Annotated in this window: 16 protein-coding genes; 4 read left to right on the top strand and 12 right to left on the bottom strand. The window is 68.8% G+C overall.

Annotated features, from left to right (window positions below; translation table 11 throughout):
• Positions 1-44: 44 nt before the first annotated feature.
• From nhaA to C7389_RS23115, 4 genes are all read left to right on the top strand, one after another.
• Complete coding sequence (nhaA, locus tag C7389_RS23130) at positions 45-1,394, top strand: Na+/H+ antiporter NhaA (protein WP_133595028.1); 1,350 nt, start codon at positions 45-47, stop codon at positions 1,392-1,394.
• 222 nt (positions 1,395-1,616) lie between these two features.
• The gene (locus C7389_RS23125; RefSeq protein WP_133595027.1) at positions 1,617-1,829 is read left to right on the top strand and encodes a cold-shock protein; all 213 of its coding nucleotides are present in this window, start codon (positions 1,617-1,619) and stop codon (positions 1,827-1,829) included.
• Between the two features lie 83 nt (positions 1,830-1,912).
• A complete protein-coding gene (locus C7389_RS23120; protein ID WP_133595026.1) occupies positions 1,913-2,902 on the top strand; it encodes a S1 family peptidase in 990 nt (329 codons plus the stop codon).
• A gap of 615 nt (positions 2,903-3,517) precedes the next feature.
• A complete protein-coding gene (locus tag C7389_RS23115) occupies positions 3,518-4,051 on the top strand; it encodes a hypothetical protein (protein WP_133595025.1) in 534 nt (177 codons plus the stop codon).
• A gap of 252 nt (positions 4,052-4,303) precedes the next feature.
• Here the strand turns inward: C7389_RS23115 and C7389_RS23105 are convergent, their stop codons facing one another.
• The 12 genes from C7389_RS23105 to C7389_RS23050 all read right to left on the bottom strand — a co-directional run bounded on the left by C7389_RS23105 (position 4,304) and on the right by C7389_RS23050 (position 16,231).
• Complete coding sequence (locus C7389_RS23105) at positions 4,304-4,714, bottom strand: DUF3830 family protein (RefSeq protein WP_133595024.1); 411 nt, start codon at positions 4,712-4,714, stop codon at positions 4,304-4,306.
• On the bottom strand, positions 4,711-5,316 hold the full coding sequence (locus C7389_RS23100) for an LOG family protein (RefSeq protein WP_246034944.1): 606 nt from the start codon (positions 5,314-5,316) through the stop codon (positions 4,711-4,713). Before C7389_RS23100 ends, C7389_RS23105 begins: the two co-directional genes overlap by 4 nt.
• Positions 5,307-6,797, bottom strand: a complete 1,491-nt coding sequence (gene allB / locus C7389_RS23095) for an allantoinase AllB (protein WP_133595023.1) — start codon at positions 6,795-6,797, stop codon at positions 5,307-5,309. Before allB ends, C7389_RS23100 begins: the two co-directional genes overlap by 10 nt.
• 31 nt (positions 6,798-6,828) lie before the next feature.
• Positions 6,829-7,641: an SDR family NAD(P)-dependent oxidoreductase gene (locus C7389_RS23090; protein WP_211168522.1), complete on the bottom strand. Its 813-nt coding sequence runs from the start codon at positions 7,639-7,641 to the stop codon at positions 6,829-6,831.
• Between the two features lies 1 nt (position 7,642).
• The gene (locus tag C7389_RS23085; RefSeq protein ID WP_133595022.1) at positions 7,643-8,509 is read right to left on the bottom strand and encodes a phytanoyl-CoA dioxygenase family protein; all 867 of its coding nucleotides are present in this window, start codon (positions 8,507-8,509) and stop codon (positions 7,643-7,645) included.
• 4 nt (positions 8,510-8,513) lie between these two features.
• A complete protein-coding gene (locus C7389_RS23080) occupies positions 8,514-9,473 on the bottom strand; it encodes a D-glutamate cyclase family protein (RefSeq protein ID WP_246034943.1) in 960 nt (319 codons plus the stop codon).
• Positions 9,470-10,162: an energy transducer TonB gene (locus C7389_RS23075; protein WP_133595021.1), complete on the bottom strand. Its 693-nt coding sequence runs from the start codon at positions 10,160-10,162 to the stop codon at positions 9,470-9,472. Before C7389_RS23075 ends, C7389_RS23080 begins: the two co-directional genes overlap by 4 nt.
• 2 nt (positions 10,163-10,164) lie before the next feature.
• The gene (locus tag C7389_RS23070) at positions 10,165-10,572 is read right to left on the bottom strand and encodes an ExbD/TolR family protein (protein ID WP_133595020.1); all 408 of its coding nucleotides are present in this window, start codon (positions 10,570-10,572) and stop codon (positions 10,165-10,167) included.
• A 72-nt stretch (positions 10,573-10,644) separates the two neighbouring features.
• Positions 10,645-11,247: a MotA/TolQ/ExbB proton channel family protein gene (locus tag C7389_RS23065; protein WP_133595019.1), complete on the bottom strand. Its 603-nt coding sequence runs from the start codon at positions 11,245-11,247 to the stop codon at positions 10,645-10,647.
• A gap of 1 nt (position 11,248) precedes the next feature.
• Entirely contained in the window at positions 11,249-13,609 is a 2,361-nt protein-coding gene (locus C7389_RS23060) for a TonB-dependent receptor (RefSeq protein WP_162851819.1), read from the bottom strand.
• Positions 13,610-13,943: 334 nt separating this feature from the next.
• Positions 13,944-15,443 (bottom strand): amidohydrolase family protein, encoded by a 1,500-nt coding sequence (locus C7389_RS23055; protein WP_211168521.1) that lies wholly within the window; start codon positions 15,441-15,443, stop codon positions 13,944-13,946.
• Positions 15,440-16,231 (bottom strand): SDR family NAD(P)-dependent oxidoreductase, encoded by a 792-nt coding sequence (locus tag C7389_RS23050; RefSeq protein WP_133595017.1) that lies wholly within the window; start codon positions 16,229-16,231, stop codon positions 15,440-15,442. Before C7389_RS23050 ends, C7389_RS23055 begins: the two co-directional genes overlap by 4 nt.
• Positions 16,232-16,330: the final 99 nt, after the last annotated feature.

The following is a 16,330-nucleotide window of genomic DNA, read 5'->3' as shown; positions in this document are numbered from 1 at the left end:
AACCGGAGACCACGCATGTCCTTACCCACCCCGCCCACCGCCCCATGAACACCGGCCGGCGAAATCGCGGCAGCACCTCCACCCTGCCCGCGCGTCTGCTCGACAGGGTCACGCCGGCCTTCGCCCGCTTCCTGCGCATCGAGGCGGCCGGCGGCACGGTGCTGCTGGCTTTCACGCTGGCAGCGGTAGCGCTGTCCAACTCGGCGTGGGCGACGGCCTTCTCGCAGCTGTGGGAGATACCGCTGGGACTTCACTTCGGCGAGGTGGATTTCAGCCGCAGCCTGCACGCGTGGATCAACGATGGGCTGATGACCCTCTTCTTCTTCCTCGTCGCCCTGGAGCTCAAGCGCGAGCTGGTGCTGGGCGAGATGGGCTCGCCGCGGATGGCGGCGCTGTCCATCGCCGCCGCGCTCGGCGGCATGGCGGTGCCGGCCGCGCTCTACTCCTTGCTGCAGTGGAACGCGCCCGGGCAGAGCGGCTGGGGCATCGTCATGGCAACCGACACCGCCTTCGTGATTGCCTGCCTGGCGCTGCTCGGCCCCCGCGTGCCGCACAGCCTGCGGGCATTCATGCTGTTCCTGGCCATCGCCGACGACATCGGCGCCATCCTCGTCGTCGCCATCGGCTACAGCCACCAGATGGACTGGCGCATGCTCGCGCTCGCCGCCTGCTTCCTGCTCTTGCTGCGCATGGCCGCGGCCGCCGGCGTGCGCAGCATCCCGGTCTATTGCCTCATCGGCGCGGCAGTCTGGCTTGCCATCGACGCCTCCGGCATACACGCCACCCTCACCGGCGTCGCCCTGGGGCTGATGACGCCTGCCCGGCGCTGGGTGGACGACGTCCGCCTTTACGCCATCCTCGACCGCGTCGTCGCCTATCCGTCCGGGAACGAGGGCAGCGGCGACACCCGCGACCGCGCCACGCTGAGGCTGGCCGAACGGGCGGCGAGGGAATCCCTCTCCCCGGTCGAGCGCCTGCTGATGGCCTTGCACCCCTGGGTCACCTTCGGCGTCATGCCCCTGTTCGCCTTCGCCAATGCCGGCGTGAAACTGGCCTGGACGGGAATAGACAGCGCCCTCGCCACCGCGGTCTTCCTCGGCTTCGCCGTCGGCAAGCCGGCCGGCGTGCTGCTGTTCTGCTGGCTGGCGCTGCGCATCGGCATCGCCACCCGCCCCCCCGGCCTGGACTGGCGCCTGCTTGCCGGCGGCAGCCTGCTCGCCGGCATCGGCTTCACCATGGCCCTGTTCATCGCCCACCTGGCCATCGCCCCGGCCTTGATGGACAGCGCCAAGATGGGCATCTTCCTCGCCTCCCTGTTCTCCGCCGCGGCCGGCCTGGCGCTGCTGGCCCTGCGCCGCCCGCCGGCGGCACGCAGCGGCCGGGCGGGCGGCTGAAGCACCGGCGCCGCCCCCGCCCTGCCGAAACTAATCGGACGCCCCCCGGGAAAGCGAGTAGGATGGGTCGCGTGGACATGTGCAAGACCGTCACTCCCTAGGTTTTTCCTCGCCTCCCCGCCGGCCTGAAGGCGGATGCCGTCGACTCTCCCACCGATGATTTTCTTCGCATCTCTGCGCCGGATGCATCTTCGCTGCCGGCCAATATTGCAAGGAATCGACATGACGACAAAAACCGGAACCGTGAAATGGTTCAACGAAGGCCGGGGCTTCGGCTTCATCGCCCCCGACGGCGGCGGCAAGGACCTGTTCGCTCACTTCCGCGACATCCAGACCGGCGGCTTCAAGACCCTGGTGGAAAACCAGCGTGTCCAGTTCGAAGTCACCGAAGGCGCCAAGGGGCCCCAGGCCTCCAACATCCGCGCAACGGAGTAAGTCCGGCGGGCCCGTCCGGGCCCGGCCCGCACCCGGAGAAACGCGGCTCGTCCGCGTTTTTCCTTTTCAAGGAGGCGCATGCGATGAAGAACCTGCAGGATGTCACCGAACGCGTCTGTGAACTCAAGGGCAGCCTGGTTGCCATCGATGCCCTGCTGCCCGCGCTCCTCGACGCACAGCCGACCGCAGGGCGCAGCGCCCTGGCCGCCGCTTTCGATGGCAACGCCGAAACCGCCCGCACCGTATTGCTGCATGCGCCGGTCTCGGACCATGTGCTCAACGCCTTCGAGCGCCAGGTCTCCCACCTCCACAAGCTGCTAGCAGAACCCGTGCACGCTCCACCGCGCAACGCCGGCGATCCGGTGCTGTTCACCACGACACGCATCCGCACCCTTGGCGGCGGCAACCCGCTGACCGGTGCCAGCGGCTTTTTCTTCCGCCGCGGCGAGCGCTTGTTCCTGATAACCAGCCGCCATGTGCTCTTCGATGAGCCCAGCCACCATTTTCCCGACCGCATCGAGATCGACCTGCACACTCACCCCAGCGACCTCACCTGCAGCACCGGCTACGCCATCCCGCTCTATTCCGGTGGCCTGAGCCTCTGGCGACAGGCGGACGACAGCGCCGGCACGGTGGATGTGGCCGCCATCGAGATCGACATGGCCCGCCTGCCCGGGGGCACCATCCTCCATGCCTTCGAACCCCGGCATCTCGCACCCGACGGCGCCGTGGAGGTCGGCGATGCCCTGGCCATCGTCGGCTTCCCGCTGGGCTTCCACGATACCGTGCATCACCTGCCGGTGGTCCGCAACGCCTCCATCGCCTCGGCCTATGGCGTGCGCTTCCAGGGCCACGGCTACTTCCTCACCGACGCCCGCACCCACCGCGGCAGCAGCGGCGCGCCGGTACTGCGGCGCAGCGGCGTCAGCAACAGCGGCGACCCCTTGCCCTGGCAATTGCTCGGCATCCATTCCACCCGCATGGACATGGGCGCCCGCGATCTCGCGCAGGACGAATCGCTGGGGCTCAACTGCGCCTGGTACGCCGACGTGCTGATGGCGCTGACGGCCTGATCCGGACTGGCACCGAAACCCGGCAGCAGCCTGCGCTGCTACGGCGAAAGCTACGACGGCGCCAACACCGTCAAGGCCTCCGATTTCATCGTGGCAACGCCCTGCTCAGCTACCAGTTCACCCCGCAATGGCAGCTGTCGCTGAACATCAACAATCTGAGACCTGCTCCTCGACCTGCTTCTACGGCGCTGCGCGCTCGGCGGTGGCGACGGCGACTTATCGCTGGTAAGTACTCGGTTCACCGCAGGCCGCGCTTCAAGACATCCGGCCAGCCCGCGAACCCTTCAGCCCTGTAGCTCCATGCAAGAAAAGCCCGGCTGTCTCTGCATTGTCAGAGACAGCCGGGCTTTCTCGCTCAGACAACAGGCCTTGCAGACGACGCTGTCGCCTGTGGTGGTCATGAATACGCTCGCACCTCATCGCCAAACAGTGCCCACACTGGCCCCTGTCTCACCCATTTGAGGCTTGATGGCAGCATCCACCCATGCCATAGCTGGCTCCTTCCAGCCCAAATAGCCCAGCTCAAATAGAGACGCCTCTACTCCTGGTGGCAGACAAGACCCCAAGGAAGCCTTCGTCTATCAAGCTCAAACCTCAAGCGCATGAGGGTTCGCCATGAGAAGCCTTCGCAACACCTCAATCCCACTTTTCGTTCTTCTCGTCGCGACCTATGTACTGGAAGTACTACCAGGCGGCCCCTATTGGCGACCGCATGACGTCGTGGAGACGACATATGAGGCAGCTAAAGACGCCCTGGAGTTCATGAAAGACTGGGCCATCTGGATGGCGGGCATACAAGTGGCGACCCTGGGCGCGGTGGCCGCCCTTGCGAAAGACGGAGCGCTGACGGAGAGACAAAAATCTGCAGCCATTCCCGCGACCATATTGAATACCGTCGGATTGCTCTTCACGGCATGGACGCTCAGCTCAATCCCCTCGCTTCTCCTCCGTATGTCCGGGCCATGCAAAGAACTATCGACCAAGGTTGCCGGATCATGCGATTTCTACGAGCTGCCATTCATGGATGTTGATATCGCACCGCGCTTCGCGTTCTTCTCAATATGGCAACACTGGCTATGGGCAGCGGGCTTATGTGCCTTTTTGTGGCTTGCATACACCTCGATCAGCACCCCCGCTAGAAAGCCCTAGATGCAAAACCATCAATCGAGAGCATCAAATGATGCTTGCGGAAGCAGGCCCATCCCCCTATCCCATCTCAGCGGATTCAACCCGCCCTGCTCACGGGCTTGATCTGCCCGGCTGCGTAGCTGGCCGCCGAAGCGCTATCCGCACATCCTGTTCTATGTCGAACATGGCGAACCTATCGACATCTGGCGGGTGCTGCATGCGGCGCCTCCCCGCATGGCTGCGGGGAGACGACGGCACAGCGGATTGAGCCGCTCAGCACCGCTCCATCACGATCTCCTGCGCTCCTTCCCACAGGCACTTCAGCCCCAGCGCGCGCAGGTTCTCCTTGCCTTCGACGATGGTCAGGAAGTGGTTGCCCGCCAGCTGCCCGAGCTTGCTGGAGAAGGAGCAGGCGCCGTAGGCCAGGATGATCTCGGTTTCGCTGTAGCCGCCGGGGTACCACAGGATGTCGCCCACCGAAGGGTGGCTGGTGTGGTTCTCGAAGCCGACGCCGAGCTGGAAGTCGCCCAGCGGCACCCAGCAGCCTTCGCCGCTCCAGCGTACGTGGATGAGCTTCTGGCGGTAGGGCAGCAGCTTTTCGAAGGCGGCGACGGTGAGGGGGGCGTCCGGGTGGGTTTCGGCGGCGAAGTCGAAACCGCCGGCGTGGATGGCGATGCGGCTCATGCGCTTGCTCCTGCGGTTGCGGCGGGCGGGGCGAACCACTTTTCCACCACCGGCGGCGTCCATGCTGCCATGGTGGTGATCAGCGCGTCCGGGTCGGCGTCCAGCAGCACCATGTCGCAGTGTTCCTGGCGCAGGAACTGGGCCTGGGCCATGTGCTGCAGCAGGGCGCGCAGCGGGTCGAAGAAGCCGCTGACGTTGAGACCGGCGCAGGGCTTGGCCTGGTCGCCGAGCTGGGTCAGGGTGGCGGCTTCGAACAGTTCTTCCAGCGTGCCCAGGCCGCCCGGCAGGGCGATGAAGCCATCGGCCAGTTCGGCCATGCGCGCCTTGCGCACGCGCATGTCGGCCACCACCTCGTGGGCGCTCAGCTGCTGGTGCAGATGGCCCTTGGCGGCGAGGCGTTCGGTGATGACGCCGTAGGCTTCGCCACCGGCGGCGAGCACCGCGTCGGCGAGCACGCCCATCAGGCCCTTGTGGGTGCCGCCGTAGACCAGGCGGATGCCGCGCGCCGCCAGGCAGCGGCCGAGTGCGGCGGCGGCTTCGGCATAGGCCGGCGAGTTGCCGAAGTTAGAGCCGCAGAACACGGCGATGCTGTTCAACCCCATCCTTCCTCCTTCTGCTGCGCGTAGAGCGCGACGACCTCCGCCGGGGTGGCGTCCGCCGGGATGCCCGGCGGGGTGGCGAGTATCGCGCTTGTGGCCTTGTCGGTGTTGCGCGGCTGCGGCGCCGGCATCTGCTGCACCGGCTTGATGGAGCGGCCCCAGCCGGCGGCGTCTTCCACCAGCTTGCCTTCGCGCATGACGAAGCGGCCGCGCACCAGGGTATGCACGGGCATGCCCTGCACCGGCCGGCCGTTCCACGGCGACAGCTTGGCGACGGTGTGCAGTTGGCGGTTGGAGAGCACGCCGCAGCGGCCGAGGTCGACCAGGGCGATATCCGCATCCGCGCCGACCTCGATGGTGCCCTTGCGCCCGTACAGGCCCCAGGCCTTGGCCGGCGCCACCGCGCTCCAGCGCACGTAGTCCATGATGCTGGCGCGGCCCTTGTTCACTTCGGAGAGCATCAGCGTCATCTGCGTTTCCACGCCGGGGAAGCCGCAGTCGCAGCTCCAGATGTCGGCGCCGGTTTTCTCTTCCGGCGCGTGCGGGGCGTGGTCGGTGGCGATCATGTCCACCGTGCCGTCCAGCAGCGCCTCCCACAGCGGCTGGTTGTGGCGCGGCTCGCGGATGGGCGGGTTCAGCCGCAGCACGCCGCCCAGGCGCAGCATGTCGTCGGTGTTGAGCAGCAGGTATTGCGGACAGGTTTCCACCGTGATGTCCACGCCGCGGCGCTTGGCCTCGCGCACCAGCCACAGGGCGTCGGCCGAGCTCTTGTGGGCGATGTGCACCCGCGCGCCGGTCCATTCGGCGAAGTGGATGATGCGGCTCACCGCCTCGATCTCGCACACCTCCGGCCGCGCCGCCAAGTGGGCGAGCGCGTCGTGGCGGCCGGCCTCCTGCATGCGCTGGCCGCGGCGGGCCATGATGGAGGAGTTCTCCGCATGCACCACGGTGCGGTAGCCCAGCGGCGCGAGGATTTCGAAGGCTTCCAGCAGGGCGCCGTCGGTGGGCGCCGGCAGGTTGCCGAAGGTGTTGCCGACGAAGGCCTTGAAGCTGGTGGCGCCGTGCTCGATAAGTTCTTCCAGCCGCTGCACGGTGTCGTCGCCCAGCAGCGCATGGATGCCGAAATCCACGTAGGAGGCTTCCGCCGCCTTCAGCTTCATCCGCAGCGCTTCCACGGTGCCGGTGGCCGGCTTGGTGTTGGGCATGTCGAACACCGTGGTGACGCCACCGCAGGCCGCCGCGGCCGAGCCGGTCTTCCAGGTTTCCTTGTGCGGATAGCCGGGGTCGCGGAAATGGACGTGGCTGTCGATGGCGCCGGGCAGCAGGTGCAGGCCGTCGGCGCGGAATTCCTCGCGCCCGGCGGGCATCAGGTCGTCATGGCCGACGGCGACGATCTGGCCGCCGTCTATCGCCACCGAGGCCGCCACCACGCGCTCCGGCGACACCACCAGGCCGCCGCGGATGACCAGATCTACCGTTGCCATGCGCGCGCCTCCCTCACATTCACGGCCGCCGTCATACGATCACCCCGCCATCGACCACCAGCTCCTGGCCGGTGATGTTGCGGCCGCCGTCGCCGGCGAGGAAGCGCACCATCTCCACCACGTCCGCGGTTTCGCTGGGGCGGCGCAGCACCGCGCCCATCTCGGTGATGTAGCGGTCTATCGAGGTCTGCACATCCACGCCTTCGTCCTCGGCGCGCTTTTCCCAGCCGGCGCGCATGCGGTCCACCGCGATCGGGCCGGGGGCGATGTAGTTCACGGTGACGCCGTAGCGCCCCACTTCCAGCGCGGCGCTGCGGGTGAGGCCGCGCAGCGCCCACTTGGAGGCGGAGTAGCTGGAGCGGCCGGCGCGGCCGCGCATGCCGTGGTTGCCGCCGATGTTGATGACGCGGCCGCGGCCCAGCTTGCACATCACCGGCAGCAGGTGGCTCATGGTGAGGAAGGGGCCGCGCAGATTGGTCGCCATCACCGCGTCGAAGTCGGTCACCGCCAGCTCGCCCACCGGCACGCCGACCGGGCCGGGAATGCCGGCGACATTGACCAGCAGGTCGATGCGGTCGCCGGACCACTTCAGGAAGGTCTTCATGCTGGCGGCCACCGCTTCCTCGTCCTGCAGGTCGCACACCAGGGTGCAGGCGGCGCTGCCGAGCTGCTTCACCCGCTCGGCCACCTCCTTCAGCGCCTCGGCGCGGCGGCCCAGCAGGGCGACGTGGTAGCCATCCACCGCCAGCGCCAGCGCCAGGTCGGCGCCGGTGCCGCTGCTGGCGCCGGTCACCAGGGCGATCTGGCCGCCGCCGTTCATGCCGCCGAATACGATGTCATCCATTTCAGGCCACCTTTTCGAAGTAACGGGAACTGACCTGCGCCTGGCTCTTGTAGATCGAGATGCCGGCCTCGGCCGGGAAGGGCAGCTTGATGGGGTTGGGCTCGCAGCGCGCGGCGCTGGTCTCCGGCCCGGCGACGATGCGGCTGTTGTATTCCGCCCAATCCACTTGATAGAACAGCGGGAAGGCATCCGAGGCGGCGTATTCCAGGAACAGGATGCGGCGCGGCTTGCCGGAGCGGTTGGCGCCGGAGCCGTGGAGGGTCATCGGGTGGTGGAAGGAGACCGTGCCCGCCGGGCCGGTGAGGGCCTGCGCCTGCGACAGGTCCAGGCCGTCGCGCACCACGTCCACCGCGCCGACGAAGTTGTTGCGCTCGTTGTGGTGCTCCAGCAACGGGCCGAGGTGGCTGCCCGGCAGCACCTGCATGGCGCCGTTCTCCAGGCTCACGTCGTCCAGCAGCACCGAGGCCACGCAGGTCGACATATTGGTGTGCGGGGCGAAGGCCCAGTCCTGGTGCCACTCCAGCGGCGAGCCGACGCGCGCCGCCTTCATGTTCATCTTGGAGTGGGACAGGCGCACGCCCTGCCCGCACACCGCCTGGATGAAGCCGAGGATGCCGGGGTGGCGGGCGAGGTCGAAGAAGTAGGGATGCACACGGTGCGGCTTCTTGATGCGCTGGATCTGCGGCGCTTCCGGCGTGGAGCCGTCTTCGAAGTCGAACACGCTGTCGTCCTCGCTCTTGCCGATGGCGCTGGCGCTCACCTCGTCGGTGATGGCGCGCAGGGTCTGCAGCTCCCCGGCGCTCAGCAGGTTGGGCACGACCACATAGCCGTCCCTCTGGTATTGCTGCAGCAGACTGTTCATGTCCATGGGATTACTCCTGTTGCCCGCCGGGGCGCGGCGCCGTGGCTGGCGCGGCCGCCGGTGTGTCGGTGTTGTGTGCGGAGGTGTGGATGAAAGAGCTTGAAGGCGGCTCTTGCGCATGGCCCGGCCCCCAGCCCGCCGGCGCGCCGACGACGTCGGCGATGGGCAGGTCGGTGACCAGCATGTGAGCCTTGTAATGGGTGATGCACAGCGGCAGCGCCGCCCGCAGCGCGGCGAGCTGGGCGGTTGCGCCGCAGGGCCAGAACACCGGCAGCTCGTCCGCCCGCAGCGAGGTGAGGCCGTGGCCGCCGTAGGGCCGGGCGAGGTCATCGATGCCGATGGCCTGCGGCATGCCGAGGTGGATGGGCGCGCCGTGGAACTGCGGGTGGCGCGCCGAAACGATGGTGGCGCGGATGGCGTCGGCGGCGGTGAGCGCCCGCATGGACACCACCAGCGGACCGCCGAAGCGGCCGGCCGGCACGGTCTCGATGTCGGTCACATACATCGCCGACACGTTGCCCTCGTCCAGGTGCCGCAGGCGCACGCCCTCCACCTGCAGCACCCGTTCGAAGGAGAAGGAGCAGCCGATGGCGAAGGCGACGAAGTCCTCGCGCCACAGCTCGCGGATGTCGGCCGGCGTGGCCACCAGCTTGCCCTCGCGGAACACCATGTAGCCGCCGACATCGCGGCGCAGGTCGAGGTCGGCCGCCAGCTGCGGCATGCCGACCTCGCCCGGCCGGCTGCGCGCCAGCAGCGGCAGCGCGGCGGCGTTGCGCCGGCAGTAGGCCTCGAAGGCGTCCGCATGTTCGGCCGGCAGGATCATCAGGTTGGCCTGCACATGGTTGCGCGCCACCAGGTTGGTGAAGCCGCGGAACTCGCCCTTGCGGATGGCGCGGCGCAGTGCCGCCGGGTCGTCCATGCCGGCGGCGGGCGGCAGCGGCCCGCGCATGAAGGAATCGCCGGGGATCATGGCAGCACGAACTCCACGGTGACGGTGAATTCATGCTTACCCTCGCCCGCCCACAGCTCCGCCGGCATCGCCGGGTAGCTGCCGCCGCGCACGATGGCGAGCGCCTGCTTGTCCAGGATGCGGGAGTTGGAGCCCTTTTCCACCTCGGCGTCGACCAGCTTGCCGGCGCGGTCCAGGGTGAAGCGCACCACCACCGCGCCTTCCGGCCGCTGCCGGCGGGCTTCCCCGGAGGTCGGGTACTCGGTGATGCCGCGGATGTAGCCGCGCAGGCGGGCAACGTAGCCGGCCTCCAGGCTGGCGGTGCTGGGCCGGGGCGGCTGCGGCGCGGCCTGCGGCTGGGGCGGCGGCTGCACCGGCTGCGGTGGCGGAGGCGGCGGTGCCGGCTGCGGCGGCACCGGAATCGCCGGCTCCGGCAGCGCAACGGGCGGCGGCGGCGCCTTGGGCGGCGGCGGTTTCGGGGTCGGCTTGGGCGGCAGCGGTTTCGGCTCCGGGGGCTTGGGCGGTGGGGGCGGCGGCGGCTCGGGTGCCGGCGGCGGTTCTTCCAGCGCCACCGTGATGCTGGCCTCCTCCGGCGGCGGCGGTGTCACCGCGCGCGTTACCGGCGGCAACGCCAGCAGCGCCGCGGTGGCGCCAGCGGTGAGCAGCAGCGCCGCGCCGTTGAAGTAGCGTTCCATCGGGTCGCGCGCCATGCTCACTTGGCCTTGGCGATGATGGATGCCGCCGGAATGCCGGCTTCCTTGAGCAGGTCGAGCGCATCCACCAGCTTCTGCAGGTTGGCGCCGCCGTCGCCGGCGATGATCACCGCCGGCTTGTCGTCGCTGGCCGCCATGCCGCGCAGCCTGCCCACCAGCGCGCCGGCCTCGATGGCCTCGCCTTCCAGGTAGTAGTGGCCCTCGGCGTCGATGGTGAGGGTGAGGCGCTTGGGTTCCTTGATGCGCTCGGTCTGCGCCGACTGCGGCAGGTCGACCTTGAGGCCAAGCGCCGGCAGCACATTGGTGCTGATGAGGACGAAGAAGGCGAGCAGGAACATCATCACGTCTATCATCGGGATGATCTCGATGCGCGCCTGACGCTGCTTGCGTTGGGGAAAGACTCTCATGCTGGTGTCCCGTTCCGTATTGCGCGGAACGCGCCCGGCGGCGTCGGCTGCCCGCCGCCGGTCACGCGCTCGTCATGCCGTGGTTTCGAGCAGGAAGCCCTTGAAGTCCTCGGTGATGCATTCGCCGATGCGGTGCAGGATGTTGTGGCCGATGAGGCCATACACCGCGGTGCCGATGCCGATGGCGGTGGCGAACAGCGCCGAGCCGATGCCGCGGCTGACCGCGCCCGGATCGGACACCCCGCCGGCGGCGAGGGCGTTGAAGGTGTCCATGATGCCGAGGATGGTGCCGAGCAGGCCCAGCAGCGGCGCGGCGGTGACGATGGTGTCCAGGATCCACAGCCCACGGTTGATGCCGCCATCCACGCGCAGGAAGAGCGCCGCCGACAGATCCTCGATACGGCTGCGCGGCACCTCGCCGCCGCGCTGGGCGGCGACGTATTCCTCCATCGAGCGCGTCAGCACGTCCTTGCCGGCGGGCAGCTCCGGCAGCGGGCGGGAGGCATCCTTCGCCACCGCCGCCTCGATGGCGCGGGCGATCCTGCGCCGGCTGCTGCCGAGGTAGCCGTAGTAGAACAGGCGCTCGATGATGACGAAGGTGAGGATGGCCACGCACACATAGAGCAAGTCTATGGTGATGGCGTGCAGCAGATCCTGGTCGATTGCGAAACTCATCTCAGAACCCCGTGGCGAAGGTGAGGACGGCGGTGAAGCTGTTGCCCACCAGGTAGCTGGGCGCGGTGCCGCCCACGGTGGCGCCGCCGACGCTGGTGGTGGCATTGGCGTTGAAGGTGGGGCTATACACGCCGGAGAGGTAGCGCTTGTCGAACAGGTTGAGCAGGTTCAGGCGCACTTCCGGCCGCTTCAGGAAGCCGGCGCTGTGGAAGCGGTAGCCCAGGGTGGCATCCACCGTGGTGTAGCTGGGAATCTTCTGGTCGTTCATGAAGGTGGCGTACTGGGAGCCGACGTACTTCACCGCCAGGTTGGCGAACTCCACGCCGGTGTCGTAATCCACCGCCGCCGCCGCTTGCCATTTCGGGCTGCGCACCGCGTTCTTGCCCTTGGTCGGCAGCACGTTCCCGCCGGTCTCCAGGTCGCTGAGGATCTCGGTGTCCATGTACTCGGCGGAGAAGTAGGGCCGCAGGTTGTTCCACGGCTTCAGGCCCATCTCGAAGTCGATGCCGGTGGCGCGCTGCTTGCCGCCGTTAATGGGCTGCGACAGGCAGGCCGGATCGCACACCGAGGCGGAGATCTGGCGGTTCTTGAACTGGTAGTTGAACAGCGAGGTGGAGAGGTTGAGCAGCGAGCCGTGGTAGCGGTAGCCGACCTCGAAGGCGGTGGATTCCTCGGAGGGCTGGTCCGGGTTGGCGCGGGTGGCCAGCGCACCGGAGCTGGCGTTGTAACGCGGATACAAGGCCCCTGCGGCGAGCACGCGGTAGCCCTTGCCGGCGCTGGCATAGACCTGGTGGCCGGCGCCGAACTGGTAACGCACCGCCAGCGTGGGCAGGGTGGCATCCCGGTTGGCTTCGGTGTCGCCGACGTCGTTCGGCACCTTGTTCACGCCCTCGCGGGTCACCAGCAGGCGCTTCACGCCGACGTCCAGCTTGAGGGCGTCGTCTAGGAAGCTGATGGTGTCGCCGACGAACAGCGCCTTGAAGCGGTCGCGGGTGTCCTGGTACCACTGGTAGATCTTGTGGCCGTCGGCGGTGCGCACGTAGTGGGATTCGCCCTTGTAGTCGCTGGGCGTGCCGTCGGCGTCCATGGTGCTGTAGGGGCGGTACAGCTCGTCGCGGGAGTACTGGTACCAGATGCCGGCGACCAGTTGGTGGTTGTTCCAGGTGTAGTCGCCCTTCACGGTGATGCCGTAGCGCTTGTTGTCCTCGAAGATGGGCGCATACACCAGCACGCCGGTGTCGGTGGTGGTGCCGTTGCCGTTGAGATCCACCGCCTGGCTCTGGTTGCCGTAGGCCACCGAGCTTTCGCTGGCGAACACCGTCGCCCCGCCGGAAGCGCCGTAGCCGTAGAAGAAGTAGGGGGTGACGCTGAGGCGGAAGTCATCCGACAGCACGAACTCGCTGGGCGCGGAGATCAGCAGGTTCTCCCACGGATTGCGCATCTGCTTGTAGTAGCTGGTGCGGGTGCCGGTGGTGCTGGTGTCGTAGTGGTCCAGGTAGTTGGTCTGGTCGCCTTGCAGGCCATCGGCCTTCCACTGCGCCAGCGTCGGGTTCTTGTACACGTCGCGCAGCATCTTGGTGTAGGTCATGGCCAGCTTGGTCTTGCTGCCGCCGCCCCAGTCCTTCACCAGCGCGGCGGCGAAGTGGTCCTTCTGGTCGCGGCCGGGGCCGCGGAAGTGGTCGGCCTCGGCGTGGGAGTAGGAGAAGAAGGCGCGCATGCCGCTGTCGCCCATTTCGCCGGTCTCATAGCGGAAGAAGCCGCGCTTGAAGTTGTTGGTGCCGACCGAGAAATCCACCAGGCCGCCGCGCTCCTTCTCCGGGTTGTGCAGGAAGAGATCGACCACGCCGCCGGTGGCGGTGACGTTGGGCGAGGCGAGGTCGGCGGTGCCCTGGTTCAGCGTCACCACATCGGTGTTCTCGGTGTCTATCCACTGGCCGGGGAACACCGACCAGTTGGAGGCGACGTTGAGCGGCATGCCTTCGAAGTTGAAGCCCATCTGGCCGCCTTCCAGGCCGCGCACCGAGATCAGGCCCTGGTTGAGGCCGTAGGCGTCGCCGGCGGCGGCGTTGGCGCCGGGCGAAAGCTTCATGATCTGGAACACGTCGGCCGAGGGTTGCTGCTTCTGGATGAAGTCGCGGGTGACCGAACTCTTGGCCTTGGGCACGTCTTCTTCCACCATCAGGCCGCCGGCCACTTCCTTGCGGGTGACGCCGGTAGCGGTGGGGGCGTCGAGCTCGTCGGCGGTGCCGCCGCTGGCGCCTCCGGTGGCACCGACGCGGCCGATGTCGGTGGTCTGCGCCAGGGCGGCGGTGGGCAATACCGCGCCGGCAAGCAGACAGCTGATTAGCACTCGATTCTTCATCCTGGACTCCATGAGCAAGATGGCAATGGGCGGGGGTCGGGGGTGCGGGACCGGCTTCGGGGAAAGGGCTGGCCGGTCGTCCGTCGAAGGGCAGATTAGCGGCGATGGGGGCAGCGCACGGGTGCTCTTTTTGCGCTGCGGTATGACCGAAAGGTCTACGCAAAAAACGCTTTGCAAACAATAACTAGCGGCGGCATTCCGGCCCAGGAGAAGGCGAGCGGCTGCAGCCCGCGCTTCCCTTGCGGAAGGCGGGCGGCGATGCGTTCTGCATCGGCGGGGAAGGCCCTCGCCGGCGTTCGCCGCCGGCGGAGCGTCGGGCGCGGCCCGGCCTCAGTCAGGGGCCATGGCAGCCCGCCCGGTAGTAGTCCTCCACGCCGGCCCGCAGGCGGCCGATGCGGCTCTCGTCCGGCGGTGCCAGCGCGCGTGCGGCGCGCGCCAGCGCGGTGAGTTCGGCCTCCAGGGCCGGCAGGTCCACCCCGCAGGCGCGGCCGCCGACTGCCACCGCGCGGCCGCCGATGTAGAGGGCGGCGATGTCTTCGGCGCGCATGCGCGTCAGCATCAGCGCCAGCCACTGGTCGCGGCCGGGGGCAAGGCAGTCGCGGCTGAAGCGGCGGCTGTCCAGCAGCAGCAGGTCGGCCGGCGCGCCGACCGCGATGCGGCCGCCGCCATCGTCACCGAGCACGCTGCGGCGGCCATCCACGCAGGCGGCGGTGAACAGCGCGCCGGCGTCGAAATCCGGCTCGCCGGCAGTGCCGCGGTTGAGCTGGCGCAGCAGGCGCATTTCGCGCAGCAGGTCGTCGTCGTCGTCCAGGCTCATGCCGTCCATGCCGATGCCGAAGCGCAGGCCGCTGGCGCGGAAGGCGCGCACCGGGGCGATGCCGGAGCGCAGCCGCAGGTTGGAAGAGGCGTTGGCGGCGACGATGACGCCGCGCTCGGCCAGCAGCTCGCACTCGGCCGGCGTCAGCCACACCGCGTGGGCGACGGTGAGGCGCGGGCTGAGCAGGCCGATGGCGTCCAGGTGGGCGATCAGCCCGTCCGCGTAATGGGCGTCCGCCCACTCGCGCTGGTAGCGCGTCTCCAGCAGGTGCATGTGCACCCGGCGGCCGCTGTCGGCGGAGCCGCGGGCGATGGCGGCCAGGGTGGCGTTATCCACCCACTGCGGCCCCACCGGGCAGTATTGCAGCTGGAAGCCCGCGTGCTCGAAGGCGGCGGCCTGCTCCATCAGCGCCAGGTTCTCCGCCAGGCTGCGGCCGCCGGCGCGCATCGCGCGCAGGGCGTCGTGATCGCCCGGCGGCACACGCTGCAGCAGGCGGTCCAGCTCGCCATACACGACCGCGTTGCGGCCGGCGAAAGGCAGGGCGAAGGCGATGCGCAGGCCGACGTCGGCGGCGGCCTTGGCCACGCCCTGCGCCTCCTGCAGCAGGCGGTCGCCGCGCTGGGTGTTGTGGCAGTGGTTGGCGATGCCGGCGCCGCCTTCCACCATGCGGCCGAAGGCCACCGCGGCGCGCAGCCAAGGATCGACCAGCGGTTCGCGGGCGAGGCCGGCCAGCCAGGTTTCCAGCGCCTCGTCATGGGCGCCGAAGGCGGCGCTGCGCAGGCCGCGGCCGTGGTCGTGGGCATTGGCCGGCGCCGGCAGGGCGATCAGCGGCTGCACTTCGGATGCGTCCTCGGGCAAGCCATTGCCCAAGGGCGTCAGCGCGGCGATGCGGCCGTGCTCCAGCCGGATCTCGGCCGGGCCGTCGAGGCGGCCGGCGGCCGGATCGGCCAGCACCGCCGCCACCCGCAATACGGTAGCCGGCGCGCTGCCGGCCGCGGCGCGGGCGTTGATGCTCACAGCATGGCCCAGCCGCCATCCACCGGCAGGTCAACACCGGTGATCTGGCGCGACACGTCGGAGGCGAGGAAGAGGCAGGCGGCGGCCACGTCCTCGTCGTCGCTGATGCGGCGCAGGGCGTAGTCGGCGGCGTGGCGGGCCACCGCCTGTTCTTCGCTGAGGCCCTCGCGCTTCATCATCTCGGGGATGACCTTGGTGCGGAAGCGCTCGCCGTCCACCATGCCGGGCGCCACCATGTTCACATTCACATTGAAGGGGCCGGCCTCCAGCGCCGCCGACTTGGTGGCGCCGCGCAGTCCCCACTTCGAGGTGGAATAGGCCATGCGGCCGGCGCGCCCACGCATGCCGAAGGTGCCGCCGACATTCACGATCTTGCCGTAGCGCTGCTCCACCATGCCGGGCAGCACCGCATGCATGGTGTTGAAGCAGCCGGTGAGGTTGAGCTCGACGATCTGGTCGAACTCCGCGCGGCTGGTGGTCCAGGCGGTGCGCCCCAGCGGACCGGTGCCGCCGGCCACGTTCACCAGGATGTCGATACGGCCGTAGGCCTCGATGGCGGCGGCCGCCAGCGCCTCGGTCTCGCTGCTGCGGGTGACGTCACACTGCACCTGCAGCACCTGGGCGCCGAGGGCGCGCGCCTGCGCCGCCACCTCTGCCACCGCTGCCATGTCGCGGCCCGCTAGCACCAGGCGGCAGCCCTCGCGGGCGAAGGCCAGGGTGATGGCCGCGCCCATGCCCTTGGCCGGGCCGGTGATCACCGCGACCCTGTTGCCGAGTTTCAAATCCATCCGCTGCGCTCCGTGGGGTGCCGGCGCGCTGTCGCCCGCCGGTCGTTCTCCGAATGGCACCAAAGTTGCAGTGCACCGTCCAGGCCGGCAAGGCGGCGT

The organism is Azoarcus indigens, assembly GCF_004361735.1.
Lineage (GTDB): Bacteria > Pseudomonadota > Gammaproteobacteria > Burkholderiales > Rhodocyclaceae > Azoarcus > Azoarcus indigens.
Note: the sequence above shows the minus strand (reverse complement) of the source record. Positions and strands in the feature narration are given on the sequence as shown.

What these genes read in the sequence shown, in the direction of transcription:
- C7389_RS23075 (WP_133595021.1), bottom strand. Translation starts at nt 10,162, where the DNA reads ATGGCGCGCGACCCGATGGAACGCTACTTCAACGGCGCGGCGCTGCTG.
- C7389_RS23085 (WP_133595022.1), bottom strand. Translation starts at nt 8,509, where the DNA reads ATGGACATGAACAGTCTGCTGCAGCAATACCAGAGGGACGGCTATGTG.
- C7389_RS23125 (WP_133595027.1), top strand. Translation starts at nt 1,617, where the DNA reads ATGACGACAAAAACCGGAACCGTGAAATGGTTCAACGAAGGCCGGGGC.
- C7389_RS23100 (WP_246034944.1), bottom strand. Translation starts at nt 5,316, where the DNA reads ATGGGGTTGAACAGCATCGCCGTGTTCTGCGGCTCTAACTTCGGCAAC.
- C7389_RS23065 (WP_133595019.1), bottom strand. Translation starts at nt 11,247, where the DNA reads ATGAGTTTCGCAATCGACCAGGATCTGCTGCACGCCATCACCATAGAC.
- C7389_RS23090 (WP_211168522.1), bottom strand. Translation starts at nt 7,641, where the DNA reads ATGGATGACATCGTATTCGGCGGCATGAACGGCGGCGGCCAGATCGCC.
- C7389_RS23120 (WP_133595026.1), top strand. Translation starts at nt 1,913, where the DNA reads ATGAAGAACCTGCAGGATGTCACCGAACGCGTCTGTGAACTCAAGGGC.
- C7389_RS23080 (WP_246034943.1), bottom strand. Translation starts at nt 9,473, where the DNA reads ATGATCCCCGGCGATTCCTTCATGCGCGGGCCGCTGCCGCCCGCCGCC.
- C7389_RS23050 (WP_133595017.1), bottom strand. Translation starts at nt 16,231, where the DNA reads ATGGATTTGAAACTCGGCAACAGGGTCGCGGTGATCACCGGCCCGGCC.
- C7389_RS23060 (WP_162851819.1), bottom strand. Translation starts at nt 13,609, where the DNA reads ATGAAGAATCGAGTGCTAATCAGCTGTCTGCTTGCCGGCGCGGTATTG.
- nhaA (WP_133595028.1), top strand. Translation starts at nt 45, where the DNA reads ATGAACACCGGCCGGCGAAATCGCGGCAGCACCTCCACCCTGCCCGCG.
- C7389_RS23115 (WP_133595025.1), top strand. Translation starts at nt 3,518, where the DNA reads ATGAGAAGCCTTCGCAACACCTCAATCCCACTTTTCGTTCTTCTCGTC.
- C7389_RS23070 (WP_133595020.1), bottom strand. Translation starts at nt 10,572, where the DNA reads ATGAGAGTCTTTCCCCAACGCAAGCAGCGTCAGGCGCGCATCGAGATC.
- allB (WP_133595023.1), bottom strand. Translation starts at nt 6,797, where the DNA reads ATGGCAACGGTAGATCTGGTCATCCGCGGCGGCCTGGTGGTGTCGCCG.
- C7389_RS23105 (WP_133595024.1), bottom strand. Translation starts at nt 4,714, where the DNA reads ATGAGCCGCATCGCCATCCACGCCGGCGGTTTCGACTTCGCCGCCGAA.